We start from the raw sequence: 24,346 nt of genomic DNA, 5'->3' as shown, positions 1-24,346 counted from the left end.
TGTAACGTTCGCTGATTCATTTTTTCTGCGGCGCAACATCACGTTCCTGCAGTCCCTCCCCGGTTGCCCTCGGGGGACACCCTAGGCCCACGCAGGGAGACCGCAGGCCCTGTCGCACAGGGGCTGCCGTCGACGGGCGGGACGTGGGGGCGATTCACCGGCGCAGGCTGGCAGGGCCGCCGTGGAGTGTGGGTGACGGATTCCGCTCGTTCAGGAAACGATGGCCGCTGTCGGCCGCCGGCAGATCAGTAGCGCCAGTCCAGCTTGCGGTAGAACTTGGCCATCACCCAGGCCGGGCCGATCAGCAGGTAGGTCAGGTCGGTCAGGAAGCTTGGCTTGCGGCCCTCGAATTTGTGGCCGATGAACTGCGCGATCCAGGCCACCACGAACACGCCCACGGCCAGCCAGCGCAGCGCCTGCAGGCCGATCTCGGCCTCCAGCAGGCGGCACAGGCAGCCGAACACGAAGAACTGGATGAGCATGCCGATGCCCAGCGGGCGCGACAGCTTGTTGTAGAAGCACCAGGCACTGAACATCGCGAACGCCGCCCAGATGCCGTACTGGAACCAGGTGATCAGCGGTGGCAGGCACCACAGCAGGGCCACCACCGACCACAGGATCGCCGGCACCGCCACCACGTGGATGCGCTGGTTGATCACGTTGCGATGGTCGTCGGAATAGCTGGCGAAATAGCGGTCGATCGGCCGCGCAAGCTCGGTGGATGTCTGCATGCTGCGTTGCTTCCTCGGACAACGGTAGTGCCGGCCGTTGGCCGGCAATCCAGAGCATAGCCGAGTTCATGAGGTTGCCGGCCAGCGGCCGGCACTACCGAACGCACCCCCCAGCCTTTCCGGCCGGGGGGCGCAGGCGGATCAGTCGACGCTGATCCCGGCCAGGCGCTGCAGCGCCTCGGCGTACTTGGCGCGGGTGCGCTCGATGATGTCGGCCGGGATGTTCGGACCCGGGGCGGTCTTGCCCCAGTCCAGCGTCTCCAGGTAATCGCGCACGAACTGCTTGTCGTAGCTCGGCGGGCTGGTGCCCACTTCGTACTCGTCGGCCGGCCAGTAACGCGACGAATCCGGCGTCAGCATCTCGTCCATGATGTACAGCCGGCCATCGGCGTCGGTACCGAACTCGAACTTGGTGTCGGCCAGGATGATGCCGCGCTCGCGGGCGTAATCGGCGGCGAACTTGTAGATGCGCAGGGTGGCGTCGCGCACCCGCTCGGCCAGTTCCGCACCGACCTGCTTCACCATCGCGTCGAAATCGATGTTCTCGTCATGGTCGCCGACCGCGGCCTTGGTCGAGGGTGTGAAGATCGGCTCGGGCAGCTGTTCGGCCTGGCGCAGGCCGTCGGGCAGGTCGATGCCGCTGACCTTGCCGGTGCGCTGGTAATCCTTCCAGCCGCTGCCGATCAGGTAGCCGCGGGCGATCGCTTCCACCGGCACCGGCTTCAGCTTGCGGGTGACCACCGCGCGCTTGGCGTACAGCGCCGGGTCCACGCCTTCGGGCAGCACGCTGGCCACCTCGATGCCGGTCAGGTGGTTGGGCATCAGGTGCGCGGTCTTGGCGAACCAGAAGTTGGAGACCTGGCAGAGCATCTCGCCCTTGCCCGGAATCGGGTCGGGCAGCACCACGTCGAACGCCGACAGGCGATCGGTGGCGACCATCAGCAGGTAGTCGCCCGGTGGGGTCCCTGCAGGCAGCCGCTCGCGCGGGATATCGAACACATCACGCACCTTGCCGCGATGGCGCAAGGGCAGGCCGGGGAGATCGGATTGCAACAGCGTGGTTGGCACGGGCACTCCTGGGGCGTTGTCGATACGGCTGCCCAACGGACCCGGCGGGCCCGCTGACCAGCGGGCGGCCTAGTGTAAAGCGGTCCGGGCCCGCTGTGACGTAAAATGAGCGTCCATTTCGTCGGTCGACCCCGGAGCGCCATGCGCTGGTACGGAAAACTGCTCGGATTCATCGCCGGCGCCCTGCTGTTCCGGCCCAATCCGCTGTTCGGCGCGGTGGTCGGCCTGTTGATCGGCCATGCCTTCGACTCGGACTGGTTCCGCCTGAACAAGGAGAACCCGTATCGGGAGCTGGGGCTGACCTCCGAGGCGACCGATGCCGAGATCGAGCGCGCCTACCGCAGGCTCATCTCCCAGTACCACCCCGACAAGCTGGGCGGCGCCGCCCCCGAGCTGCAGCAGCAGGCCGAGCAGAAGTCGCGGCGCATCAACGCCGCCTACGACCGCATCAAGACCCTGCGCAAGCGCTGATCTCACAGTCCCGCCTGCGGGCGGGAGAACCCTTTCCCCGTTCCGAAGGCCCCGGCCATGTCCAACTGCCTCATCGCCCCCTCCATCCTGTCCGCCAACTTCGCCCGCCTCGGCGAGGAAGTCGACAACGTCCTCGCCGCTGGCGCGGACTGGGTCCACTTCGACGTGATGGACAACCACTACGTGCCGAACCTGACCATCGGCCCGATGGTCTGCCAGGCCCTGCGCAAGCACGGCGTGACCGCGCCGATCGACGTGCACCTGATGGTCGAGCCGGTGGACCGCATCATTCCGGACTTCGCCGAAGCCGGTGCCACCTACATCAGCTTCCACCCGGAGGCCAGCCGCCACGTGCACCGCACCATCCAGCTGATCCGCTCGCTGGGCTGCAAGCCGGGCATCGTGCTCAATCCGGCCACCCCGGTGGACATCCTGGACTGGGTGCTGGATGACCTGGACCTGGTGCTGCTGATGTCGGTCAACCCGGGCTTCGGCGGCCAGGCCTTCATCCCCTCGGCGCTGGACAAGCTGAAAGTGGTGCGCAAGATGATCGACGCCAGCGGCAAGGACATCCGCCTGGAGATCGACGGCGGCGTGAAGGCCGACAACATCGGCGAGATTGCTGCCGCGGGCGCCGACACCTTTGTCGCCGGTTCGGCCATCTTCAACGCCAGGACCAGCTACCAGGACGTGATCGCGCAGATGCGCGCCAACGTCGCTGCGGCACGGGGCTGAGCCATGAGTACGGTGGCCGTGTTGAACATCCGCCCGGCCACCGTGGCCGATGCTGGCCTGATCCTGCATTTCATCCGCGAGCTGGCCATCTACGAGAGGGCCGAGCATTCGGTGCAGACCGATGAGATCGGCATCGCCGAGAGCCTGTTCGGACCCGATGCCACGGCGCGGGCGTTGATCTGCGAAGCCGATGGTGAAGCGATCGGCTATGCGGTGTATTTCTACAACTATTCCACCTGGCTGGGCCGCAAGGGCATCTACCTGGAAGACCTCTATGTCAGCCAGGAAAAGCGTGGCGTGGGTGCCGGCAAGGCGCTGCTGAAGTACATCGCACGCCAGGCCGTGGCCGAAGGCTGCGGCCGTTTCGAATGGTCGGTGCTGGACTGGAACACTCCGGCCATCGAGTTCTACACCGCCGCCGGTGCCAAACCGCAGGACGAGTGGACCGTGTACCGGCTGCAGGGTCAGGCGCTGCACGATTTCGCCAACGGGTGAGGCGTGTGGTGGCTGCGAACCGCGACCCGGTGGGTGCGAACCTTGGTTCGCACTCCCTGCGTACCCCCCCCAAAAAAAAAAGCCACGCCAATCACTGGCGTGGCCTCGCTGCATGCGTGGGAGGCTGATCCTGCCTCCATCCGTCGTCCCTGCTATGGCCTTCCATTCTCCAGCAGCTGAATGACACCTGCGTGACATTCACCGCGGACAAACAGCGCATTGCTAGCCTGTGCCGCCCTGTCCTGGAAGTACCGCATGACCACCCCGCGCTGGCGCCTGATCCTCAACGGCAAATCGGCTGGCAACGATGAACTGCGCGACGCCGTTGGCCATTGGCGCGGGCAGGGCGTGCAGCTGGAGGTGCGGGTGACCTGGGAAGACGGCGACGCCGAACGCTACGTGGCCGAGGCCATCGATCATGGCGTGGACGTGATCGTGGCCGCCGGTGGCGATGGCACGCTCAGCGCGGTGGCCGAGACGCTGGCCCATCGTGAGGAACCGGCAGAAGCGCTGCCTTCGCTGGCGCTGATTCCGATGGGGACCGCCAACGATTTCGCGACTGCCGCCGGCATTCCCACTGAGCCGAAGGAGGCCTTCGCCTTGATCGGGCAGGCGACCCCGCATGCGATCGATCTTCTGCGCGTGGACGCCGATGGCACGCAATGGTGGTGCGCCAATCTCGCCAGCGGCGGCTTCGGCACGCAGGTCACCGTGGAGACCGATGCCGGGCTGAAGAAGATGCTGGGTGGGCTGGCCTACGTCATTACCGGTATCGCCAAGCTCGGCCGCATCGAGCCGATCAACGCGCGCCTGTCCGGCCCGGACTTCGCCTGGGAAGGTGACTTCATCGCGCTGGGCATCGGCAACGGGCGCCAGGCCGGTGGCGGCCAGCAGCTGTGCCCGCAGGCGCTGATCGACGATGGGCTGCTGGATGTCACCGTGCTGCCGGAGCTGGAAGGCGAGGTCACCGCCACCCTCGGCCAGATGCTGAAGTCCGGTACCCAGGCCGCACTGGAACAGCTGGCCACGCGGGCGCGGCTGTCGTGGTTGCAGATCGACGCGCCCAAGGCGCTGACCCTGAATCTGGACGGCGAACCGGTGCAGGCCCACCGGTTCCGCATCGAGTGCGTGCCGGGCCGGGTGCGGATGCATCTGCCGGTCGGTTGCCCGTTGCTGGCCGGGCAGGGGTAGGGTCGACTGTTAGTCGACTGCTCTTCGTTCCGACGGCGTAAAACCCCGCGCTACGCGCGCAAGTCGACTGACAGTCGACTCTACCGGTTCCCGCGCCGGTCGCCGCCACCGGTGACCGTGGCCGGCCCGGCCGTGCCGTGGTTCAGTTTCCCAGGGTTCCCCTGCCGCGCAAGCTGCGATACAGTCAAGGGGTGTCCAGCCTGACGACCCCGCATACTCTTTCTTCCGCACGCCGTTGGTGGCGATGGTGGCCCGTTGCCGTCGTCCGCCCCCATAACGCTGTGTCCCGGAAGGAAAGTCGTCTTGAACTCGCACGCTCAGTTTCAGCAGCAGGCCGCTGAAGGCCACACCCACATTCCCGTCGTCCGCGAAGTGCTGTCCGACCTGGACACGCCGCTCTCGGTCTATCTGAAGCTCGCCGACGGCCCCAATACCTACCTGTTTGAATCCGTCGAAGGCGGCGAGCGCTTTGGTCGTTACTCGATCATCGGCCTGCCGGCGCGTCGCGTGTACGCCTTCCATGGTCACACGCTGACCGTGCGCGAAGACGGCCAGGTGGTGGACACCCGCGAAGTGGCCGACCCGTTCGCCGAAGTCGAGGCGCTGCGCAGCGCCCACTCGGTGCCGAAGCTGGACGGCCTGCCGGGCTTCACCGGTGGCCTGGTCGGCTGGTTCGGTTTCGAGTGCATCGGCTACATCGAGCCGCGCCTGGCCCCGCCGGCCGGCCGCGATGAGTTGGGCACGCCGGACATCCTGCTGCTGGATTCCAACGAGCTGGCGGTGTTCGACAATCTCAAGGGCCGGCTGTACCTGATCGTGCATGCCGACCCGCGTGTCGACGGTGCCTTCGAGCAGGCGCAGGCGCGCCTGGATGCACTGACTGCCAAGCTGCGTGCACCGGGCGCCGGTTATCCCTCACCGCTCAACAGCGACGTGCTGGACGAATCGGATTTCGTCTCCGGTTTCACCCGCGAAGGCTTCGTCGATGCGGTCCAGCGCAGCAAGGAGTACATCCGCGCCGGTGACATCTTCCAGGTGGTGCTCAGCCAGCGCCTGAGCGTGCCGTTCAAGGCGCGCCCGGTGGATGTGTACCGCGCGCTGCGTGCACTGAACCCGTCGCCCTACATGTATTTCCTGGATGTCGGCGACCTGCAGGTGGTCGGTTCCTCGCCGGAAATCCTGGTACGCCTTCAGGATGGCGAAGTCACCGTGCGCCCGATCGCCGGCACCCGCCCGCGTGGCGCCACGCCCGAGCAGGACCTGGCGCTGGAAGCCGAGCTGCTGGCCGATCCGAAGGAGCGCGCCGAGCACCTGATGCTGATCGACCTCGGCCGCAACGATGCCGGCCGTGTCTCGAAGGCCGGCACCGTGGAAGTGGGCGAGCAGTTCGTGATCGAACGCTACAGCCACGTCATGCACATCGTCAGCGAAGTGACCGGGCAGCTGCAGCCGGGCCTGAGCTACGCCGACGTGCTGCGTGCCACCTTCCCCGCCGGCACGGTCAGTGGCGCGCCGAAGATCCGCGCGCTGGAAGTGATCCGCGAGCTGGAACCGATCAAGCGCAATGTCTACGCCGGCAGCATCGGCTACATCGGCTGGCACGGCGATGCCGATACCGCGATCGCGATCCGCACCGCGGTGATCAAGGACGGCCGCCTGTACGTGCAGGCCGGCGCCGGCATCGTCTACGACTCGGACCCGGACAAGGAATGGGACGAGACGATGAACAAGGGCCGCGCGTTGTTCCGCGCCGTCGCCCAGGCCGCCAAGGGCCTGTGATCCTCCCCGTGCCGTGGCCTGCGCCGCGGCACCGTCCGCTGTTCCCATTCAAGACAAGGAGTACCGCATGAAGCTGCTGAGCGCATTGCTGTGGTCGTCACTGCTGGCCACGATGGCCCCGTCTGCGTGGGCGCAGGCCAATACCATTCCGTCGCAGCCGCACCTGCTGGTGAAGGGCGAGGCGCGTCGCGTGGTGATGCCGGACCGGTTCGGCCTGCAGTTGAACATCGAAGAGACCGACATGGATGCCGACGCCGCGCGCCGCCGCGTGCAGGGCAACGTTGCCCGCGTGCTGGCACTGTTCAAGCAGCACAAGGCGGTGGAAGGCAGCGTGCGCGCGGACAACCTGCGGATTGGTCCTGCCTCGCGTTATGAGCAGAACCGGCAGGTTTTCATCGGCACCCGCGTGTCACGCCAGCTGCGCGCCAGCTTTGCCAGCGTGAAGGCGATGCAGGATGTGCTGGGTGCGTTGAAGGCCGACGAGAACGTACAGGTGAGCAGCATTGCCCCGACTTATTCGGGCGAAGTGGCGCTGCGCCGCGAGCTCAAGGGCGAGGCGGCGGCCAAGACCCGCCAGTCTGCGCAGGGCCTGGCCGAGGCCTACGGCACCCAGCTGCGCGGGCTGTACAGCATTTCCGATGTGGCGCCGAACTTTGCCTATGGCGTGCAGGCGGGCAATTGGCCCAGAAGCGACGACATGGTGACGCCGCCCTCGCCGCCCTCGCCCGAGGCACCGATGAACAGCATCGAGACCACGGGCTCGCGCCTGCGCGAGTCGGTGGAAGCCGGCCCCATCACCTACACCGAAAACGTATACGCCATTTTCCTGATAAGCGACGGAACCTGACCATGTTGTGGATGATCGACAACTACGACAGCTTCACCTACAACCTCGTGCAGTACCTGCAGACGCTGGGCGCCGAAGTGAAGGTGGTGCGCAACGATGCGATGAGCGTGGACGAGATCGCCGCGCAGAAGCCCGAGCGCATTGTCATTTCGCCCGGCCCGTGCACGCCCAACGAAGCGGGCGTGTCGCTGGAGCTGATCCAGCGCCTGGGCCCGACCACGCCGATCCTCGGCGTGTGCCTGGGCCACCAGGGCATCGGCCAGGTCTACGGCGGCACCGTCATCCGCGCCGGCAACATCATGCACGGCAAGACCTCGCCGATCCGCCATGAAGGCAAGGGCGTGTTCGCCGGCCTGCCGGACCGCTACCAGGCCACCCGCTACCACTCGCTGGTGGTGGACAAGAGCAGCCTGCCGGACTGCCTGGAAGTGACCGCCTGGACCGAGAACGACGACGGCTCGATCGAAGAGATCATGGGCCTGCGCCACCGCCAGTTCCCGGTGGAAGGCGTGCAGTTCCACCCCGAGTCCATCCTCACCGAACACGGCCACGCCCTGCTGCGCAATTTCCTGCAGCGCCCGGCGGCCTGATCCAAGGAGCATTCCCATGAGCTTCTCCCCCCAGGAAGCCCTGCAACGCACCATCGAGCACCGCGAAATCTTCTTCGACGAAATGGTCGACCTGATGCGGCAGATCATGCGCGGCGACGTCTCGCCGATGATGACCGCCGCGATCCTCACCGGCCTGCGCGTGAAGAAGGAAACCATCGACGAGATCGCCGCCGCCGCCACGGTCATGCGCGAATTCGCGCTGGCGGTGCCGGTGGCCGACAGCACCCACCTGGTCGACATCGTCGGCACCGGTGGCGATGGCTCGCACACCTTCAACATCTCCACCTGCGCGATGTTCGTCGCCGCCGCAGCCGGTGCGCGCGTGGCCAAGCATGGCAACCGCAGCGTGTCGTCCAAGTCCGGCAGCGCAGATGCGGTGGAAGCACTGGGCGCGGCCATCGAGCTGCAGCCAGCGCAGGTGGCCGCAGCGATCGAGCAGACCGGCATCGGCTTCATGTTCGCGCCGATCCATCATCCGTCGATGAAGGTCGTCGCGCCGGTCCGGCGCGAGATGGGGGTGCGCACCATCTTCAATATCCTCGGTCCGCTGACCAACCCCGCCAGCGCCCCGTCGGTGCTGATGGGCGTGTTCCATCCCGATCTGGTGGGGATCCAGGCGCGCGTGCTGCGCGAACTGGGCACCGAGCGCGCCATGGTGGTCTGGGGCCGCGACAACATGGACGAGATCTCGTTGGGTGCCGGCACCCTGGTGGGCGAGCTGCGCGACGGCAAAGTGCGCGAGTACGAGATCCACCCGGAGGACTTCGGCATCCCCATGTCGGCCAGCCGCAATCTGCGCGTGGACAGCCCGGAGCAGTCCATCCAGATGCTGCGCGCGGTGCTGGACAACGAGCCCGGCCCGGCGCTGGACATCGTCGCGCTCAATGCCGGCGCCGCGCTGTACGTGGCCGGCGTGGCCAGCGACATCGGCGACGGCCTGGCCCGCGCCCGTGCCGCCATCGCCAATGGCAGCGCCCGCCAGCGCCTGCAGCAGTATGTGGAGACCACCCGCGCGCTGGTTGCCTGAGCGCGCGGTTCAGCCTGACCCCGTCGATGGCCGATAATGGCCGTCCTCAGCGCCCCCGCACCGAATCGAAGACGATGAGCGACATCCTGCAGACGATCCTGGCCCGCAAGGCCGAAGAAGTGGCCCAGCGCCGCGCCCAGCGCCCGCTCGAGGCGCTTCAGGCCGCCGTGGCCAGCGCCCCGCCGGTACGCGGCTTCGTGCGCGCGCTGCAGGCGGCCGTGGCCAACGGCGACCCGGCGGTGATTGCCGAGGTGAAGAAGGCCAGCCCGTCCAAGGGCGTGATCCGCCCGGATTTCCGCCCGGCCGACATCGCTGTCAGCTACGAGTTCGGTGGCGCCAGCTGCCTGTCGGTGCTGACCGATGTGGACTTCTTCCAGGGCGCCGACGCCTACCTCCAGCAGGCCCGCGAAGCCTGCACGCTGCCGGTGCTGCGCAAGGACTTCGTCATCGACGCCTACCAGGTGTACGAGGCGCGCGTGCTGGGCGCCGACTGCATCCTGCTGATCGTCGCCGCGCTGGACGACACCCAGCTGGCCACGCTGTCCGAACTGGCGTTGTCGTTGGGCATGGACGTGCTGGTGGAAGTGCACGACATCGATGAACTGGAGCGCGCCCTGCAGGTGCCGGCGCCGATGATCGGCATCAACAACCGCAACCTGCGCACGTTCGAGGTGTCGCTGCAGACCACGCTGGGCATGCAGCAGGCCGTGCCGCGTGACCGCCTGCTGGTCACCGAGAGCGGCATCCTCGGCCCGCAGGACGTGGCGCTGATGCGCGATGCAGGCATCCATGCCTTCCTGGTCGGCGAGGCCTTCATGCGCGTGGAAGAGCCGGGCGAGGGCCTGCGTCAGCTATTCTTCGCAACATGACAACGCACTATCCGACGCCGCGCGAGGATGCGCCGCTGGTGGTCTTCGACTTCGACCACACCCTCTACGACGGCGATTCGGGTACCCACCTGTTCGCCTCGCTGATCAAGCGCAACCCGTTGCGCATGCTGGCGGCGCTGCTGGTCACGCCGATTGCCGGGCCGATGGTGGCGATGCTGCCGACCCGTCGCGCGGGCATTTCGGTCTACGTGTGGATCGGCAGCTTCGGCCTGCATCGTGCGCGCGATTTCAACAAGGTCATCGATGCCTACGTGCTGCGCAACCAGGCGCAGATGCGCGCCAAGCTGCTGCCGCAGGCGCTGGAGGTGTTCGCCGCGCACCGCGCCAAGGGCGATCGCGTGGTGGTCGCCACCGGCGCGCCGCCGGAGCTGGCACGGGCGATCCTGGCGTTCGTCGCCCATCAGGACGTGCCGGTGATCGGCACCGAGGTCGGCCCGCGGCTGGGCGGTGTTGGCCCGACCCGGCACTGCCACAACGAAGAGAAGATGCGCATGCTGCGCGAGCGCGGCTATGGCGACATCGATATCGCCTATTCCGACAGCACCGCCGACCTGCCGCTGCTGCTGGCGGCCAAGGCGCCAGTGGTGGTGAACCCGAAGCCGGGGCGGGTGGCGTTCTTCCGCCGCGTGCTGCCAGTCGGCACCCGCATCCTCAACTGGGGATGCGTGGATCGCGGCGGCGACAAGGCGTAACGCGCGGAGTCCGCCGGGGATGGGATGACGGAGTGCCGGGCTGCGACCCGGTAGTGCCGGCCGCTGGCCGGCAGGCGCTCAGCGCCCCAGGTACCCGTACACCGCATGCCCGATCTGGAACAGGCTGATGCCCAGCACCAGCACGCCGACGGCCACCAGCACCCAGCGCTCCTTCACCCGCTTGACCAGGATCGCCGCCACCGGCGCGGCCATCATGCCGCCGATCAGCAGGCCGGCGACGATCTGCAGATGCTGCACGCCCATCGACATCAGGAAGGTCGCTGACACCGTCAACGTGACCACGAACTCGGCTGCGTTGACTGTTCCGATGGTGGTGCGCGCCTGGCCGCCGCGGGCGAGCAGGGTGGACGTCGCGATCGGCCCCCAGCCACCGCCGCCGCTGGCGTCGAGCAGGCCGGCGAAGAAGCCCAGCACCGGCACCCGGCGGATCTCGCCCTTGGGCATCCAGCGCCCAGCGGCGCGGGCCAGGATGATGATCGCCAGCACCAGCAGGTACAGGTAGATCAGTGGCCGGATGATCTCGCCCGGGATCTGCGTGAGCACGTACGCGCCCACGGCACCGCCCACTGCGCCGGGCAGGGCCAGGCGCAGGAACAGGCGTTTATCGACATTTCCGGCTGCGAGGTGCGACACCCCCGAGGCGCCAGTGGTGAACACTTCAGCGGTGTGGATGCTGGCGCTGACCTGTGCCGGGGGCAGGCCCATGCTCAGCATCACCGACGAGGACACCAGGCCGAACGCCATGCCCAATGCACCGTCCACCAGCTGTGCGCCCAGGCCGATGAGGATGAACCACCAGAATTCGCTGCTCAGCTCCATGCATCGAGCCTAGCCCAGCGGGCCGCGCAGGGGCCGTGTAGAGCCGAGCCCCTGCTCGGCTGCCTTCGGGCTGCATCAGCCGAGCGTCGGCTCGGCTCTATCAGGATGGCCGCAGCGTTGGGTTGCCTGGCAATCAACGGGTGCCGTACAGCACCACGGTCTTGCCGCGGGCATGCAGCAGGCCGTCGGTCTGCAGCTTCTTCAACACGCGGCCGGCCATTTCGCGCGAGCAGCCGACCAGTCGCGCCAGTTCCTGTCGCGAGACGCGCAGCTGGCTGCCCTGCGGGTGGCTCATCGCTTCCGGTTCCTGCGCCAGGTCGTGCAGGGTGCGCACGATCCGGTCGGTAACGTCCAGGAATGCCAGGCGGCTGGCCTTGCGGCTGGTGTCGAGCAGGCGCTTGGAAATCTGCTGGCCCAGCGCGTACAGCAGGCGCGGGGCATCGGCCGACAGCGGGCCAAGGAACAGCTGATGCAGGCGCTCGTAGCTGATTTCAGCCAGCTCGCAGGCGGTACGGGTGCGCAGGATCACCTCCCGGCGGTCCGATTCGACGAACAGGCCCATCTCGCCGACGAACTCGCCGGCACCGAAGTAGCCCAGCACAAGCTCGCGATCGTCATCTTCCTCGGCCATGATCGAAACCGAGCCGCTGATGACGTAATACAGGGTTCCCGCCGGGTCTCCGGGCCGGAAGACGTCGGTACGGGTGGGATATCGCCGCCTGTGGCTGTGCGCCAGGAAACGATCGATTGTGGCGATATCCAGGGCCAGTGGACTGCTAGCTAGGCGCACGGTTGACACGATAGGGGCGCTCCCTCTGCGCATGAACGGATTCACGGGGTCGATAGCGGAGCTTAACCAGCGCAATTGTTAAGGGCAAACAGTGTGCCAGAACTCTTGCGTCTTCACGTTCCCCCCGGGGGCAGTTTGCCCCATAATTCCCCCTTTCCCTTCTTACACAGGAATCGACCGCCGTGGTCAAGCCGTTGCCTCGCCTGAGGCTGCAGGGTTTCAACAACCTCACCAAGGCGCTGAGCTTCAACATCTATGACGTGTGTTACGCGCGCACCGAAGAGGAGCGTCAGCGTTACATTGAATACATCGATGAAGAGTACAACGCCGACAGGCTGACTCAGATCTTGACCGATGTCGCCGAGATCATCGGCGCCAACATCCTGAACGTGGCCCGCCAGGACTACGATCCGCAGGGTGCCTCGGTGACCATCCTGATCTCCGAAGAACCGGTGATCGACAAGAAGCTGGCCGGCAAGGAGCTGATCTCCGACGCCGTGGTCGCGCACATGGACAAGAGCCACATCACGGTCCATACCTACCCGGAAACCCATCCGCAGGAAGGTATCGCCACGTTCCGCGCGGACATTGACGTGGCCACCTGTGGCGTCATTTCCCCGCTGAAGGCCCTGAACTACCTGATCGAGAGCCTCGAGTCGGACATCGTGATCATGGACTACCGCGTCCGTGGCTTCACCCGCGATGTGAAGGGCAAGAAGCACTTCATCGACCACAAGATCAACTCGATCCAGAACTTCCTGGCCAAGAACATCAAGTCGCGTTACGAGATGTTCGACGTCAACGTCTACCAGGAGAACATCTTCCACACGAAGATGCACCTGAAGGACTTCGACCTGGACCAGTACCTGTTCGAGGAAAAGGCCAAGAACCTGTCGTTCAAGGAACGCATGAAGATCGAAGCGCTGCTCAAGCGCGAGATCGAAGAGCTGTTCCACGGCCGGAACCTGTCCGAGTAAGCCCCATGTGCGATGCCCGCAGGCATCGCCACCCAGGCGGGACGACCCGCCCCGTGGAACCAGTGCCCCGCACGCGTTACAGTTCCACGGTGATGTACCGACCCACGGCCCGGTGTGAAAACACCGGGCCGTTTCGTTTTTGTCAAAAAAGGTAAGGAGCCCCCACCCATGCCCTGGATCTACCTGCTGCTGGCCGGCCTGTTCGAGATCGGTTTCGCCCTCGGAATGAAGTACTCCGAAGGCTTCAGCAAACCCCTGCCCACCGTTGCCACGGTGGTATCGGCCCTGATCAGCCTGTACCTGATGAGCCAGGCGATGAAGAGCATCCCGGTCGGCACCGCCTATGCGATCTGGACCGGCATCGGTGCCATGGGCGTGGCTGTGCTCGGCATCTACCTGTTCAATGACAGTGCGTCGCCGGCCCGTCTGGCCTGCGTGGGCCTGATCGTGGCCGGCGTGATCGGCTTGAAGCTGGTGTCGCCCAACTGATGGATGGCCCGACCAACGGTCGGGCCCCACCGTCGCCCCCCGCACCTCCTGGTAGGCCCGCACCGTTGGTGCGGGCGACCCTTCAAATGCGGTAGGCGATGGTCTTCATCACCCTGGAGGCCAGCGCCATCACGCCCGGGATCGGGAACGGCAGGCGGCGTGCGCCGGCCTGCTCGGCGTGCTCCGCATGGCGGGCTTCGTCTTCCTTCATCACCTGGATGACCGCACGGCTGCGCAGGTCGCCGGCCGGCAGGTCGACCAGGTGCTCGTCCAGATGGGCTTCCACCTGGCGCTCGGTCTCGACCACGAAGCCCAGGTTCCAGCCGTCGCCGCGCAACCCGGCCAGGGTGCCGATGGTGTAGCTGCCGGCGTACCACAGCGGGTTGAACAGGCTCGGGCGGCTGTCCAGTTCGGCCAGCCGGGTGGCACACCAGGCCAGATGGTCGGTCTCTTCCTGGGCCGCTTCCAGCAGGTGTTCACGCGTGGCAGGGTCGCGGGCCACGGCGGCCTGGCCGAAATACAGGCCCTGTGCGCAGACTTCGCCGACGTGGTTGATCCGCATCAGCCCGGCCGCGTGGCGGCGTTCAGCGTTGCCCATGCCCGGTTCGTTGGTGTCCGCGGCCGGGTAGGGGCGGGCCGCCGGCGGGTTGCCGAACACCGTGTCCAGGGCGCGCTGCGCTTCGGTCAGCAGGTGGTCCAGCGGTGTGGTCTGGCGGAGCACGGTCATGGCGGTACGCGGTGGGACGGAAGACCCCTCGATTCTCCCCCGGCTCCGGCCCCCTGCCAACCCAGGGTATGACCGGCTTGCACCGGGGGCTGGACCTGCGTACAATCCCGCCTCTTACGCTTCACCTTTCACAACGCGTGGCAGAGTTCCGGCGAGCCGTTCGCCGCAATGAGCCCGACCTAACATAGAGTTCTTCATGAGCACTTTCACTGCCAAGAACGAGACCGTCCAGCGCGACTGGTACCTCGTCGACGCCGAGGGCAAGACCCTGGGCCGTCTCGCCACCGAGCTGGCCCGCCGTCTGCGTGGCAAGCACAAGCCGGTCTACACCCCGCACGTTGATACCGGCGACTACCTGGTCGTCATCAATGCAGAAAAGATTGCCGTCACCGGCAAGAAGCTGCAGGACAAGATGTATCACCGTTTCACCGGTTACATCGGCAACCTGAAGACCGAATCCCTGGCCCAGGCGCTGGAGCGCCACCCGGAGCGCGTGATCGAGATCGCCGTCAAGGGCATGCTGCCGAAGGGCCCGCTGGGTCGCCAGATGTACCGCAAGCTCAAGGTCTACGCCGGCACTGAGCATCCGCACGCCGCACAGCAGCCGCAGGTTCTGGATATCTAATCATGGCTATCACTCAAAACTACGGCACTGGCCGCCGCAAGTCCTCCACCGCTCGCGTGTTCCTGCGCAAGGGTTCGGGCAACATCACCGTCAACGGTCGTCCGCTGGACGAGTTCTTTGGTCGTGAGACCGCGCGCATGATCGTGCGCCAGCCGCTCGAGCTGACCAAGAGCACCGAAAGCTTCGACATCCTGGTCACCGCCGCTGGCGGCGGCACCACCGGCCAGGCCGGTGCGATCCGTCTGGGCATCGCCCGTGCTCTGGTCGAGTACGACGAAACCCTGAAGTCCGAGCTGCGCAAGGCCGGCTTCATGACCCGTGACGCCCGTGAAGTCGAGCGTAAGAAGGTTGGTCTGCACAAGGCCCGCCGCGCCACCCAGTTCTCCAAGCGCTGATCTACCGCGCCTGGTTGGGCTCCTTCGGGAGCCCGCTGGATGGGAAAGCAAAAGCCCGGCTTCGGCCGGGCTTTTGTCGTTCTGGGGTCATGGATTTCCTGGTTGCCGGCCAGCGGCCGGCACTACCCGTGGTTCCGCATCTCGGAAGGGGTGGGGTCAGAGCCTTTTCCTTTGGAAAAGGATCCGACCCCGGGCCTCTCTCTGGAGCAGAGCCCTCTTGTTGTTCAAGGGGCGCGCCGACAGGCGCGGGGATAAGGTGGAATGCGTGACCAAATTAAAAGCAAAAGGCCAGATCTTTCGATCTGGCCTTTTGCTTTTAATTTGGCTGCCCCGGATGGATTCGAACCACCGAATGCCTGAGTCAGAGTCAGGTGCCTTACCGCTTGGCGACGGGGCAAAACGTGCAACTATTTTCTCACTTTCCACACTGAAAAACAACTTGATTTTCAATGTGGTGGCTATGGGTGGACTCGAACCACCGACCCCAGCATTATGAGTGCTGTGCTCTAACCGGCTGAGCTACATAGCCTTGGTGAGCCCGCTATTCTGCGGATGTGTATCGGCCCTGTCAACACTTTTGTGCCGTGCTTGTGGGCCGACAGAGGGCATGGGATAGTCCTGACCAGTAGATTTTCTTAGGAGTCCGCATCGTGATCGATCCGGACGGCTATCGACCGAACGTCGGCATCGTGCTGATGCGGCAGGACGGCCAGGTGTTCTGGGCACGACGCGTGCGCCGGGACGGCTGGCAGTTCCCGCAGGGTGGCATGAACACCGACGAGACGCCTGTCGAGGCCATGTATCGTGAACTGCAGGAAGAGACCGGCCTGCTGCCTGAGCACGTGGAAGTGCTCGGGGCGACGCCCGGCTGGCTGCGCTACAAGCTGCCGGCACGGGCCATCCGCCGCAATGAGCGGCAGGTCTGCATCGGGCAGAAGCAGGTCTGGTTCCTGCTGCGCCTGACCGGCGATGAATCGCATGTGCAGCTGGACCATACCGACTCGCCCGAGTTCGACCACTGGCGGTGGGTGGACTTCTGGTACCCGGTGGAGCATGTGGTGATGTTCAAGCGTGGCGTCTATGCGCGCGCGCTGCGACACCTGGCGCCGTTGGCGCGTGGGGTGGCCGGGCAGGGCGTCAGCGCCATGCCCAAGAGTGCCGCCGAGGCCTGGATGCCGGGCCACGCAGCCGGCCACGACAGGCCCCGGAAGCGCACGCCCAAGCGCGGCGGCTACTGGCCGCGCAAGGCCAAGGGGGAGTCCGGGGCGGTTTGAGTGGGAGGCCACGCAGGCTGCCGGCCGATCCGCCACAACGCGTACCCGCCGGCTGTCTCCAGCAGGACTTGGCTGTCCGGCGGGCCGGTCAATCCGACTCTGAACGGTATCGAGAATGGTTCAGCTCTCTGATTGACAACCATTCTCGTTTCCATTGGAATACGCAACAGGCCGCTTCTGGCCTGCCAGCCCGGTTCCCGCCTGTGTACGTCTGCATCTGCAACGGAGTCACCGACCACCAGATCCGCGAAGCCGCCAGCCATGGCGTCAGCACGGTGGCCGAACTGACCATGCGTACCGGTTGCGGTGCCACCTGCGGTTCGTGCCTGGACATGGCCGGCGACCTGCTGGCCAAGGCACGCGCGACGCACGATCTGCCGCTGCCGGTATTGGGCCTCGCCCAGGTCGCCTGATCGTTTCCTCGCGGCCTGTTGACGCCGCGCTTTCGCGACCTTCACCTGCAGCCGCGCAGGCCAATGCGCACGATTCGCGTTCCTTCACCACCGCGCGCAAGGCGTTAAAGTGCCTGCGTTTTCAGCGTGCAGGAGCAACCCCATGAAGGGCGACACCAAGGTCATCGAATTCCTCAACAAGGTCCTCTACAACGAGTTGACCGCGATCAACCAGTACTTCCTGCACGCCAAGATGCTGAAGAACTGGGGCATCAAGGAACTGGCCGAACACGAGTACAAGGAATCGATCGACGAGATGAAGCATGCCGACATGCTCGCCGACCGCATCCTGTTCCTCGAAGGCCTGCCGAACTTCCAGGCGCTGGGCAAGCTGCGCATCGGCGAGAACCCGACCGAAATCCTGCAGTGCGACCTGTCGCTGGAACGCGATGGCGTGGTCACCCTGCGCGAGGCGGTGGCCTATTCCGATTCGGTCGGCGACTATGTCAGCCGCCAGCTGTTCGTGAAGATCCTCGACTCGGAGGAAGAACACATCGACTGGCTGGAAACCCAGCTCGACCTGATCGAGCGCATCGGCGAGCCGAAGTACCTGCTGAGCAAGCTGGAAGAGTGAATCAGCGGTCCTGGCCGGCGCGATGCTGTGCCAGGTAGCCCGTCAGCGCAACGCGCGCCCGGGCGAATTCCGCAACCAGCAGCGCCACCGCCACTGCGGGGCGCTGCAGGCTGCCACTACGGGCCTCGTGCTCGATCCGCTGCGCGATCGCCGACAGCGACAACGCCCCCACGTTCGCGCTTGATGATTTCAGGCTGTGCGCGACGGCCTGCATGCGCGGTTCATCGCTGTTGCGCGCGGCCAGCTGCAACTGCTGCACCATCGCCGGCGCATCTTCAAGAAATACCGTGACGATCTGGGTGGCAGCATCGCCGATCACCGCGTGCAGTTCATCCAGCACATCGCGGTCGAGCACCGGCTGTGGCCTGGAGCCGACTCGGCTGTCATCGTCCTGTAGAGCCGAGCCGTGCTCGGCTGAGGGAGCGTGACTGCTGTTGGCCGTCAGCCGGGCCTGGCCCGGCTCTACAGAAGGCCGTGCAGGTGATGCGGCGTTACCGCCACCCCAGCGCTGCAGCAGCGCATGCAGCGTGGCGCGCGCGATCGGCTTGGACAGGTAATCGTCCATGCCGGCCTGCAGGCAGCGCTCGCGGTCGCCGGCCATCGCATTGGCGGTCATCGCGATGATCGGCAGTCGCGCATGCCCGGTTTCCGCTTCTTCGGCGCGCCAGCGGCGCGTGGCGGCGTAGCCGTCCAGCACCGGCATCTGGCAATCCATCAGCACGATGTCCAGCCCGCCTTCGCGGAGGGCGGCCAGTGCCTGTTCGCCATCGGCGGCGTTGCGCACCTCGCACTGGAACACCCGCAGCAGCTGCTCGGCCACCATCCGGTTCACCGTATTGTCCTCCACCACCAGCACGCGCAGATGCAGCGGCGGCAGCGTGGCAGCCGGTTGCTCGTGTTCCGCGCTGGCCAGCAGCGCAGCGGGGCGGGCAGAGGCGACCGGTGCCGCCAGCAGTGCATGCAGGGCGGCGTCGTCGAAGTGGGAGGGCAGCCGGTGCTGGCGCGGGCGTTGCGCAATCGCATCCTCCTGCAGCCACAGTACCTGCAGTGCATCGTCGTCGCCGCGTTCGCCCAGTGCAAGCTGCAGCGTGGCCTCGCCGTTGCGGCGTGCGCGCGCATCGACCAGCAGCCAGACTGGTGCCGGTTTTCCGGGCCGCGCGGGAGCGCGCAGGCGTTCGACCACGCTGTCCAGTTGCGCCAGCAGCTGCACCTGCAGCCCATGGTGGGCAGCGACGCGCTCGATGCGGGCCTGCAGCGTTGCATCGGCACTGAACAGCAGCAGCGGTGCCGGCGCACGCGCCATCGCCGGCAGGTCCCCAGGAACCTTCAGCAGCGGGATCTCGAACCAGAACGTAGCACCCTGGCCGGGCGTGGACTGCACACCGATACGCCCGTGCATCAGGTCGATGATGCGCTTGCAGATGGCCAGGCCCAGGCCGGTGCCGCCGTAGATGCGCGTGGTGGATGCGTCGGCCTGGCTGAAGGACTGGAACAGGCGTGCCTGCAGCGTGTCGTCGATGCCGATGCCGGTATCGATGATCTCGAAGCGCAGCTGGTGCTGCGCGGCACTTTCGCCCAGGCGCAGCACGCGCAGCTGCACCTGGCCGCGGGCGGTGAACTTGATCGCATTGGCCAGCAGGTTGCTCAGCACCTGGCGCAGGCGCACCGGGTCGCCGCGCACCGGCAGGCGCACCGATGGGTCCAGCTGCAGGCCCAGTGCCAGGCCCTTGGCGTCGGCGGCACGCTGCATCAGCTGCACCACGCCATCGAGCAGATCGCGCAGGTTGAAGCTGGTGATTTCCAGCTCCAGCGCCTGTGCTTCCAGCCGGGAGTAGTCGAGGATGTCGTCGACGATGCGCAGCAGCTGCTGCGAGCTGGCCGAGGCGGTGGCCAGCATCTGCCGCTGGTCCTCGCCCAGTGGCCCGCGTGCGATCAGCTCCAGCATCGGCAGGATGCCATTGAGCGGAGTGCGGATCTCGTGGCTCATCGTGGCCAGGAACTCGCCCTTGGCCAGCACGGCCGCCTCGGCGGCCTGCTTGGCCTGCAGCAGCTGTTGTTCCAGCTGGCCCTGGCGTTCAGTGGTATGGCGTAGCTGGTCCCGTTCAGCGGCCAGCGCGCCGTGCGTGCGCTGCAGCTGCGCCAGCGCACGGTCGCGCGCGCGAAGCCGCAGGCCCAGCACCATCAGCGCGATGGTGGCCGCGGCAAGGGCAACCAGCAGCACGCCCCACAGTGGCACGTCAGAGCACCGCGTTGTGGAAGTCGAAGTTCAGGTCGCTGCCGGCCGACTGCACCATGTTGCCCTGGATGTAGTCGACGCCGCCGACCCACATCGCCGCCGCAGCCTGCGGATCCTCGATCTGCTGGCCGATGATCTGCAGCCCGGCGGCATGGGCCTGATCGATCGCCTTGCGCAGCTCCTCGCGCGTGGCCGGATTGGCATGGCTGCTGGAAAAGCGCGCAGCCATGCGCACGAACGACAGCGGCAACTGGTTCAGCAGGGCATCGGCCTCGCCGCTGGGTTCGAACTGGCTCAGGCAGAAGCGCACCCCGGCACTGGCCATGCGCTGGCAGAACTGCTGCAGCGGCACGGTGTGGATCAGTGCGTCCGGCAGGCGCACGTCGATCACCAGTGCACTGCCCGGCAGGTCGCGCTGCTGCAGTGATTCCAGCAGCCAGTCGGCGAAGGCGTCGCGCTGCAGGGTGCGCAGCGACTGCGAGACGAACAGGTTCAGTGGCTGCGTCGCGTGGCGGTACAGGTCCAGCAGCCCCAGCGCGTGATCCATCACCTGCTGGTCGAGATCGGCGATGCGGCCTGCGGCTTCCGCGGCCGGGATCACCTGCCCGGCCGCCAGCACGGTGCCGTCGGCCTGGCGAAGGCGCAACAGCAACTGGTACTGCGCGGTATTGCCGCCGGCAACAGCGACGATCGGCTGATAGGCCAGTTCCAGCTGTCCTTCCAGCAGCGCCAGGTGTTCCTGTTCGGTGACTGCCTGGCGGTGCACATGGCCGGCCACCCCGGCGCTGAGCAGGCGCGCCTGCAGGGTGGTGCGCTCGACGGCTTCCAACGCGCTGTTGGCATCGTCGAAGCCCGGCGACAGCGGTGCATAGCCGACTACGCCGCGCAGGTGCACGGATTCGTCGTCGCGGATCACGAAGGCACGTGCCGACAGCTGCTCGCGCAGGCTGGCAGCGATGCTATCAAGGGCGTCCTCGTCGGCGCTGCGGGCCAGCAGCAGGAAGCTGTTGTCGTTCAGGCGTGCCAGCAGGTGCGGATGGCCGGCTTCGGCCAGGCGCTGCCCGGCCTGCACCATCAGCCGTTCAAATGCGGCATAGCCATAGCGTTCGCGCAGGCCCAGCGCGCTGGCCACTTCGATGAAGAACACGCCGCCCTGATCGCGGTGGGCCAGTGCGGTGTTGAGCTGCTGCAGCACGTGGTGGCGCGTCGGCAGGCCGGTTTCCGGATTGCTGGTGGCCGGTGCGCCGGTGGCGCCGGGCAGGGTCGCGGCCTGGGCTCGTGCGCGGCGGATGCGGTTGGCCACCGCTGCGATCAGGTGGCGGGGCCGGATCGGCTTGCTCAGGTAGTCGTCCGCGCCGCTGTCGAGGACTTCGAACTGGCGCTCCGGATCCGGATCACCGCTGAGAAACACGATCGGAAGCAGCTGCAGGCCGGGCTGCTGGCGGATCAGCGCGGTCAGGCGCATGCCGTCCAGGCCGGGCAGATGAAGATCCATCAGGATCAGGTCGGGGCGGTGCTCCTTGATGGCCTGCAGCGCGGCATCGGCATCGTTGTGGACGATCGCCTGCATGCCGGCGCCGTGCAGCACGCTCTGCGCGAACAGGGCCTGCGCGCGATCGTCCTCAACGATCAGCACGCGGTAGGGCGAGTCCGATGGCGACGGGGCCAGATCGTTGTTGCCGGCGTCGGCCAGTGCGATCGGGCCGGGCAGCGGCGGCGGCGCGCTGTTGGCCGGCGTAGACGCATCGGCCGCGACAGGAGATGGGGTCGCCGCCATCGGCGGGTCCACGGCCGGAGGTGCCGTCTCGGGGGCCCAGCGTTGCCAATGGTCGGCCGGAGGGGTTTCAGCGCGTCCCGGGCGGGCGCCCGCGGGGGATTCGTTTGCGGCCATCGGTGCTCCTGGTGTTCGCGTCCATTATGCGACAAGCCCGGCGCTCAGCCGGTACCGGTGTGCCCTGGCGGTGCTGCCGATGCACCGCGCGCCAGCCAGCGCACACCCTTCCACAGGGCGCGCCAGACCAGCCACACCAGCAGCGCACCGGCCAGGCTGCAGGCCAGCACCACGATCAGCGCGATCCACGGGTGTGCCAGCGCGAGGGCCAGGCCACCGATCACGACGGTGTCTTCGGCCGCAGAGGCGACCCAGTTGCTGGCCGGTTCCGGCGAGGTGTTGAGCAGGGCGCGGGTACCGGCCTTCAGGCCATGGCTGGCCAGGGCGACGCCGGCACCGGCGGCGAGCGCACCGGTGCCCAGCTGGCCATCCGGCGACAGCGTGGCCGCCGCAAGGAATGCGCCGGCGGGTACGCGCGCGAGCGTCTGCACCAGGTCCCACACCGAATCCACGCCAGGGATCTTGTCGGCGAAGAACTCGGTCACCGCCAGCGCCGCCGAGGTGCCCAGCACCCACCATGATTCGGTGGCCTGCAGGGCGGGGGGCAGATCGACCCAGCCAAGCAGCCCGGCCAGGCCGACACCGAACACGGTGAGGTAGACGCGGATACCGGCCAGCCAGGCCAGCAGGATGCCGATCACGAACAGGTGGGCTTCGGTCATGGCGATGCTCCGGCGACGGAACTGTGCAGGGGGCCACACTATCGACGATGGCGTGCCTGAACGCCACAGACCGTGGCCGGCCGCTGCGCAGGAAACCCACCCGTCCTGTCATACACTAGCCCGTCGTTTGCCACAGGGGCCGTACCGGTGTCGCCCTTGCGATACCCCGGAAACCACCCATGACCAACCGTCCTCCCATGCGCGTGCAGGTCCGCCTGCCCGGCGCGCCGCAACCGCCTGCCGACCGTCGCCGCCTGCTGGTGATCGGCGGCATCTGGCTGCTCAGCCTGGTGCTGGCGGTGCTCGGCGGCTGCTGGATGGCCACCCCGCGCGATGCCCAGGGCCAGCGCCTGCAGGCCGCCGAGAAGCGTGCCGAGACGCTGCAGGCACAGCTGACCGAGTTGCGCCAGAAGCAGGCCACGCTGGAAGCCTCCGACCGCATCAGCCGTGCCGCCAATACCGAGGTGCAGTCCTCGCTGGCCGAGCGCGATGAGGAAATCGCCGGGCTGCGCGCCGATGTTGCCTTCTATGAGCGGCTGGTCGGCTCGACCAGCCAGCGCAAGGGCCTGAACACCCATTCGATCGAGTTCAGCCCGGAAGCGGCCGGCACCTGGCAGTACACCGCCGTGCTGACCCAGAACCTCAACCGCGGGGCCATCAGCCAGGGGCAGATGCGCTTCACCGTGGAAGGCGTGAAGAACGGCAAGCTGGCCACGATCAGCTGGGATGATCTGCACCAGCGCAGCAAGGTGCCGGGACAGGACTACTCGTTCCGGTACTTCCAGCAGCTCACCGGCAGCGTGATGCTGCCGGCTGACTTCACCCCGCAACGCGTGCGGGTGACATTGGGGAGTGGTACGGGGGGTACCACCCAGGTATTCGACTGGAAACAGGCCGGTGCGCCGGCCAGCAAAGGGGAGTAGGCAGATGTTCGGAAGCAGCAAATCCAACCGTGAAGGCCAGCTGGTGGTGGATGCCCTGATCGGCAACCAGGTGGTGATCCGCGGTGATGTGGAATTCAGCGGGGGCCTGTATGTGGAAGGCCGCATCCACGGCAAGGTGATCGCCGCCGAAGGCGCCAGCGGCGCGACCCTGACGGTCGCCGAGCATGGCGTGATCGAGGGTGAGATCCGGGCCCAGGTGGTGGTCATCAGCGGCCGCCTGGACGGCGATGTGCACGCCACCGAGAAGGTCGAGTTGACCCCGAGCGCACGGGTCAACGGCAACGTCCACTACCAGGTGGTTGAGATGAACGCGGGCGCGCAGCTGAACGGCCGCCTGATCCATGCCAGCGCCCCGATGGCAGCCTTGCCGGCGCCGGAAGGCGAAGACGCCCCGGATGGCAAGGGCGATACCGCCGCGCGTCGCAAGCTGGCCGAGGCGATGGCTTGAAAGCCATCCCCGGCACCCCCATGCTGGCAGCATGAGCACGCTAGTCTCCCTGCCCGGCGCCACCCCGGTTGCCGCGCCCGATTACCAGTCGCTGGAGCGCCCGCTGAACTTCACCGAGTCGGCGGCCGCCAAGGTCAAATCCCTGATCCAGGAAGAGGGCAACCCCGACCTGGCCCTGCGTGTGTACATCGAGGGAGGCGGCTGTTCGGGCTTCCAGTACGGGTTCGAGTTCGACGAGAACCGTGCCGAGGATGACCTGGCGGTACAGACCAGCGGGGTGACCCTGCTGGTCGACCCGCTGAGCCTGCAGTACCTGATGGGCGCGGAGGTGGATTACACCGAGAGCCTGACGGGTGCGCAGTTCGTGATCCGCAACCCGAACGCAAAGACCACCTGCGGCTGCGGCAGCAGTTTCAGCATGTAAGCAGGGCGCGGGGCCTGTGTCCCGCGCGACAAGGTGTGTGGAGCAAGAGGCACACCGACAG

At 66.7% G+C, this 24,346-nt stretch carries 28 protein-coding genes and 2 tRNA genes; 20 read left to right on the top strand and 10 right to left on the bottom strand.

The window, feature by feature from the left end; translation table 11 throughout:
* Window positions 1-245: 245 nt before the first annotated feature.
* Together AC5P66_RS13805 and AC5P66_RS13800 are read right to left on the bottom strand one after the other, a co-directional pair.
* Window positions 246-731 (bottom strand): Mpo1 family 2-hydroxy fatty acid dioxygenase, encoded by a 486-nt coding sequence (locus AC5P66_RS13805; RefSeq protein ID WP_049415443.1) that lies wholly within the window; start codon window positions 729-731, stop codon window positions 246-248.
* A gap of 141 nt (window positions 732-872) precedes the next feature.
* Window positions 873-1,799, bottom strand: a complete 927-nt coding sequence (locus AC5P66_RS13800; RefSeq protein WP_049415440.1) for a phosphoribosylaminoimidazolesuccinocarboxamide synthase — start codon at window positions 1,797-1,799, stop codon at window positions 873-875.
* A gap of 141 nt (window positions 1,800-1,940) precedes the next feature.
* Between AC5P66_RS13800 and AC5P66_RS13795 the strand changes: the two genes are divergently transcribed.
* From AC5P66_RS13795 to AC5P66_RS13750, 10 genes are all read left to right on the top strand, one after another.
* On the top strand, window positions 1,941-2,270 hold the full coding sequence (locus tag AC5P66_RS13795) for a J domain-containing protein (RefSeq protein WP_049415432.1): 330 nt from the start codon (window positions 1,941-1,943) through the stop codon (window positions 2,268-2,270).
* A 57-nt stretch (window positions 2,271-2,327) separates the two neighbouring features.
* Window positions 2,328-3,005 carry a ribulose-phosphate 3-epimerase gene (rpe, locus tag AC5P66_RS13790; protein WP_019661514.1) on the top strand — a complete coding sequence of 226 codons (678 nt, stop codon included), beginning with the start codon at window positions 2,328-2,330 and terminating at the stop codon, window positions 3,003-3,005.
* 12 nt (window positions 3,006-3,017) lie between these two features.
* A complete protein-coding gene (locus AC5P66_RS13785; RefSeq protein ID WP_049415430.1) occupies window positions 3,018-3,500 on the top strand; it encodes a GNAT family N-acetyltransferase in 483 nt (160 codons plus the stop codon).
* A gap of 255 nt (window positions 3,501-3,755) precedes the next feature.
* Window positions 3,756-4,691, top strand: coding sequence for a lipid kinase YegS (gene yegS / locus AC5P66_RS13780; RefSeq protein ID WP_049415427.1), 936 nt, complete (start codon window positions 3,756-3,758; stop codon window positions 4,689-4,691).
* Between the two features lie 303 nt (window positions 4,692-4,994).
* The gene (trpE, locus tag AC5P66_RS13775) at window positions 4,995-6,470 is read left to right on the top strand and encodes an anthranilate synthase component I (RefSeq protein WP_495216427.1); all 1,476 of its coding nucleotides are present in this window, start codon (window positions 4,995-4,997) and stop codon (window positions 6,468-6,470) included.
* A gap of 67 nt (window positions 6,471-6,537) precedes the next feature.
* Entirely contained in the window at window positions 6,538-7,317 is a 780-nt protein-coding gene (locus AC5P66_RS13770; RefSeq protein WP_099495308.1) for an SIMPL domain-containing protein, read from the top strand.
* A gap of 2 nt (window positions 7,318-7,319) precedes the next feature.
* Window positions 7,320-7,907: an anthranilate synthase component II gene (locus AC5P66_RS13765; RefSeq protein WP_049438875.1), complete on the top strand. Its 588-nt coding sequence runs from the start codon at window positions 7,320-7,322 to the stop codon at window positions 7,905-7,907.
* 16 nt (window positions 7,908-7,923) lie between these two features.
* Window positions 7,924-8,955, top strand: a complete 1,032-nt coding sequence (gene trpD / locus AC5P66_RS13760; protein ID WP_099495307.1) for an anthranilate phosphoribosyltransferase — start codon at window positions 7,924-7,926, stop codon at window positions 8,953-8,955.
* Between the two features lie 74 nt (window positions 8,956-9,029).
* Window positions 9,030-9,824: an indole-3-glycerol phosphate synthase TrpC gene (gene trpC, locus AC5P66_RS13755; RefSeq protein WP_099495306.1), complete on the top strand. Its 795-nt coding sequence runs from the start codon at window positions 9,030-9,032 to the stop codon at window positions 9,822-9,824.
* Window positions 9,821-10,537: a haloacid dehalogenase-like hydrolase gene (locus tag AC5P66_RS13750; RefSeq protein WP_049415408.1), complete on the top strand. Its 717-nt coding sequence runs from the start codon at window positions 9,821-9,823 to the stop codon at window positions 10,535-10,537. The genes trpC and AC5P66_RS13750 overlap by 4 nt, the downstream gene beginning before the upstream one ends.
* Before the next feature lie 78 nt (window positions 10,538-10,615).
* Here the strand turns inward: AC5P66_RS13750 and AC5P66_RS13745 are convergent, their stop codons facing one another.
* Window positions 10,616-11,377: a sulfite exporter TauE/SafE family protein gene (locus AC5P66_RS13745; RefSeq protein ID WP_049415405.1), complete on the bottom strand. Its 762-nt coding sequence runs from the start codon at window positions 11,375-11,377 to the stop codon at window positions 10,616-10,618.
* Window positions 11,378-11,510: 133 nt separating this feature from the next.
* Window positions 11,511-12,200: a cAMP-activated global transcriptional regulator CRP gene (gene crp, locus AC5P66_RS13740; RefSeq protein WP_010482649.1), complete on the bottom strand. Its 690-nt coding sequence runs from the start codon at window positions 12,198-12,200 to the stop codon at window positions 11,511-11,513.
* A 149-nt stretch (window positions 12,201-12,349) separates the two neighbouring features.
* Between crp and speD the strand changes: the two genes are divergently transcribed.
* The gene (gene speD, locus AC5P66_RS13735; RefSeq protein ID WP_005411315.1) at window positions 12,350-13,144 is read left to right on the top strand and encodes an adenosylmethionine decarboxylase; all 795 of its coding nucleotides are present in this window, start codon (window positions 12,350-12,352) and stop codon (window positions 13,142-13,144) included.
* A 168-nt stretch (window positions 13,145-13,312) separates the two neighbouring features.
* Window positions 13,313-13,633 (top strand): DMT family transporter, encoded by a 321-nt coding sequence (locus AC5P66_RS13730; protein WP_005419816.1) that lies wholly within the window; start codon window positions 13,313-13,315, stop codon window positions 13,631-13,633.
* Window positions 13,634-13,715: 82 nt separating this feature from the next.
* Here AC5P66_RS13730 and coq7 read toward each other — a convergent pair whose 3' ends face one another.
* Window positions 13,716-14,360, bottom strand: a complete 645-nt coding sequence (gene coq7 / locus AC5P66_RS13725; protein ID WP_099495305.1) for a 2-polyprenyl-3-methyl-6-methoxy-1,4-benzoquinone monooxygenase — start codon at window positions 14,358-14,360, stop codon at window positions 13,716-13,718.
* 196 nt (window positions 14,361-14,556) lie between these two features.
* Between coq7 and rplM the strand changes: the two genes are divergently transcribed.
* The gene (gene rplM, locus AC5P66_RS13720) at window positions 14,557-14,985 is read left to right on the top strand and encodes a 50S ribosomal protein L13 (RefSeq protein WP_005414692.1); all 429 of its coding nucleotides are present in this window, start codon (window positions 14,557-14,559) and stop codon (window positions 14,983-14,985) included.
* 2 nt (window positions 14,986-14,987) lie between these two features.
* Window positions 14,988-15,380, top strand: a complete 393-nt coding sequence (rpsI, locus tag AC5P66_RS13715) for a 30S ribosomal protein S9 (RefSeq protein WP_099495304.1) — start codon at window positions 14,988-14,990, stop codon at window positions 15,378-15,380.
* A gap of 322 nt (window positions 15,381-15,702) precedes the next feature.
* Here rpsI and AC5P66_RS13710 read toward each other — a convergent pair.
* Window positions 15,703-15,777 (bottom strand) — tRNA-Gln (locus AC5P66_RS13710).
* 55 nt (window positions 15,778-15,832) lie between these two features.
* Window positions 15,833-15,909 (bottom strand) — tRNA-Met (locus AC5P66_RS13705).
* Window positions 15,910-16,030: 121 nt separating this feature from the next.
* On the opposite strand from AC5P66_RS13705, the gene AC5P66_RS13700 reads away from it, so the two are divergent.
* The 3 genes from AC5P66_RS13700 (at window position 16,031) to bfr (ending at window position 17,680) form a co-directional block, all read left to right on the top strand.
* On the top strand, window positions 16,031-16,654 hold the full coding sequence (locus AC5P66_RS13700) for an RNA pyrophosphohydrolase (protein ID WP_005419809.1): 624 nt from the start codon (window positions 16,031-16,033) through the stop codon (window positions 16,652-16,654).
* 203 nt (window positions 16,655-16,857) lie between these two features.
* On the top strand, window positions 16,858-17,067 hold the full coding sequence (locus AC5P66_RS13695) for a (2Fe-2S)-binding protein (protein WP_005411309.1): 210 nt from the start codon (window positions 16,858-16,860) through the stop codon (window positions 17,065-17,067).
* A gap of 142 nt (window positions 17,068-17,209) precedes the next feature.
* Entirely contained in the window at window positions 17,210-17,680 is a 471-nt protein-coding gene (gene bfr, locus AC5P66_RS13690) for a bacterioferritin (RefSeq protein ID WP_005419804.1), read from the top strand.
* Window position 17,681: 1 nt separating this feature from the next.
* Here the strand turns inward: bfr and AC5P66_RS13685 are convergent, their stop codons facing one another.
* The 3 genes from AC5P66_RS13685 to AC5P66_RS13675 are packed head-to-tail and all read right to left on the bottom strand — an operon-like array spanning window position 17,682 to window position 22,469.
* The gene (locus AC5P66_RS13685; RefSeq protein WP_099495303.1) at window positions 17,682-19,916 is read right to left on the bottom strand and encodes an ATP-binding protein; all 2,235 of its coding nucleotides are present in this window, start codon (window positions 19,914-19,916) and stop codon (window positions 17,682-17,684) included.
* Between the two features lies 1 nt (window position 19,917).
* Complete coding sequence (locus AC5P66_RS13680) at window positions 19,918-21,807, bottom strand: EAL domain-containing protein (protein WP_099495302.1); 1,890 nt, start codon at window positions 21,805-21,807, stop codon at window positions 19,918-19,920.
* A 44-nt stretch (window positions 21,808-21,851) separates the two neighbouring features.
* Entirely contained in the window at window positions 21,852-22,469 is a 618-nt protein-coding gene (locus AC5P66_RS13675) for a DUF4126 domain-containing protein (RefSeq protein WP_049415391.1), read from the bottom strand.
* Between the two features lie 179 nt (window positions 22,470-22,648).
* On the opposite strand from AC5P66_RS13675, the gene AC5P66_RS13670 reads away from it, so the two are divergent.
* From AC5P66_RS13670 to erpA, 3 genes are read left to right on the top strand one after another with little or no spacing between them, the layout of a single operon-like run.
* Window positions 22,649-23,392 carry a DUF6776 family protein gene (locus tag AC5P66_RS13670; RefSeq protein ID WP_005411304.1) on the top strand — a complete coding sequence of 248 codons (744 nt, stop codon included), beginning with the start codon at window positions 22,649-22,651 and terminating at the stop codon, window positions 23,390-23,392.
* A 4-nt stretch (window positions 23,393-23,396) separates the two neighbouring features.
* Window positions 23,397-23,861, top strand: a complete 465-nt coding sequence (locus tag AC5P66_RS13665) for a bactofilin family protein (protein WP_049415389.1) — start codon at window positions 23,397-23,399, stop codon at window positions 23,859-23,861.
* Between the two features lie 31 nt (window positions 23,862-23,892).
* Entirely contained in the window at window positions 23,893-24,285 is a 393-nt protein-coding gene (gene erpA, locus AC5P66_RS13660; protein WP_005419789.1) for an iron-sulfur cluster insertion protein ErpA, read from the top strand.
* Window positions 24,286-24,346 lie beyond the last annotated feature (61 nt).

It is taken from the genome of Stenotrophomonas sp. YJH_SMC_122, from assembly GCF_059369535.1.
Note: the sequence above shows the minus strand (reverse complement) of the source record. Positions and strands in the feature narration are given on the sequence as shown.

Coding starts and splice junctions, on each gene's coding strand:
- AC5P66_RS13680 (WP_099495302.1), bottom strand. CDS start 21,807: ATGGCCGCAAACGAATCCCCCGCGGGCGCCCGCCCGGGACGCGCTGAA.
- AC5P66_RS13730 (WP_005419816.1), top strand. CDS start 13,313: ATGCCCTGGATCTACCTGCTGCTGGCCGGCCTGTTCGAGATCGGTTTC.
- rplM (WP_005414692.1), top strand. CDS start 14,557: ATGAGCACTTTCACTGCCAAGAACGAGACCGTCCAGCGCGACTGGTAC.
- AC5P66_RS13795 (WP_049415432.1), top strand. CDS start 1,941: ATGCGCTGGTACGGAAAACTGCTCGGATTCATCGCCGGCGCCCTGCTG.
- trpD (WP_099495307.1), top strand. CDS start 7,924: ATGAGCTTCTCCCCCCAGGAAGCCCTGCAACGCACCATCGAGCACCGC.
- AC5P66_RS13665 (WP_049415389.1), top strand. CDS start 23,397: ATGTTCGGAAGCAGCAAATCCAACCGTGAAGGCCAGCTGGTGGTGGAT.
- rpsI (WP_099495304.1), top strand. CDS start 14,988: ATGGCTATCACTCAAAACTACGGCACTGGCCGCCGCAAGTCCTCCACC.
- AC5P66_RS13805 (WP_049415443.1), bottom strand. CDS start 731: ATGCAGACATCCACCGAGCTTGCGCGGCCGATCGACCGCTATTTCGCC.
- AC5P66_RS13750 (WP_049415408.1), top strand. CDS start 9,821: ATGACAACGCACTATCCGACGCCGCGCGAGGATGCGCCGCTGGTGGTC.
- erpA (WP_005419789.1), top strand. CDS start 23,893: ATGAGCACGCTAGTCTCCCTGCCCGGCGCCACCCCGGTTGCCGCGCCC.
- trpC (WP_099495306.1), top strand. CDS start 9,030: ATGAGCGACATCCTGCAGACGATCCTGGCCCGCAAGGCCGAAGAAGTG.
- AC5P66_RS13675 (WP_049415391.1), bottom strand. CDS start 22,469: ATGACCGAAGCCCACCTGTTCGTGATCGGCATCCTGCTGGCCTGGCTG.
- AC5P66_RS13770 (WP_099495308.1), top strand. CDS start 6,538: ATGAAGCTGCTGAGCGCATTGCTGTGGTCGTCACTGCTGGCCACGATG.
- coq7 (WP_099495305.1), bottom strand. CDS start 14,360: ATGACCGTGCTCCGCCAGACCACACCGCTGGACCACCTGCTGACCGAA.
- AC5P66_RS13765 (WP_049438875.1), top strand. CDS start 7,320: ATGTTGTGGATGATCGACAACTACGACAGCTTCACCTACAACCTCGTG.
- crp (WP_010482649.1), bottom strand. CDS start 12,200: ATGCGCAGAGGGAGCGCCCCTATCGTGTCAACCGTGCGCCTAGCTAGC.
- AC5P66_RS13670 (WP_005411304.1), top strand. CDS start 22,649: ATGACCAACCGTCCTCCCATGCGCGTGCAGGTCCGCCTGCCCGGCGCG.
- yegS (WP_049415427.1), top strand. CDS start 3,756: ATGACCACCCCGCGCTGGCGCCTGATCCTCAACGGCAAATCGGCTGGC.
- rpe (WP_019661514.1), top strand. CDS start 2,328: ATGTCCAACTGCCTCATCGCCCCCTCCATCCTGTCCGCCAACTTCGCC.
- bfr (WP_005419804.1), top strand. CDS start 17,210: ATGAAGGGCGACACCAAGGTCATCGAATTCCTCAACAAGGTCCTCTAC.
- AC5P66_RS13745 (WP_049415405.1), bottom strand. CDS start 11,377: ATGGAGCTGAGCAGCGAATTCTGGTGGTTCATCCTCATCGGCCTGGGC.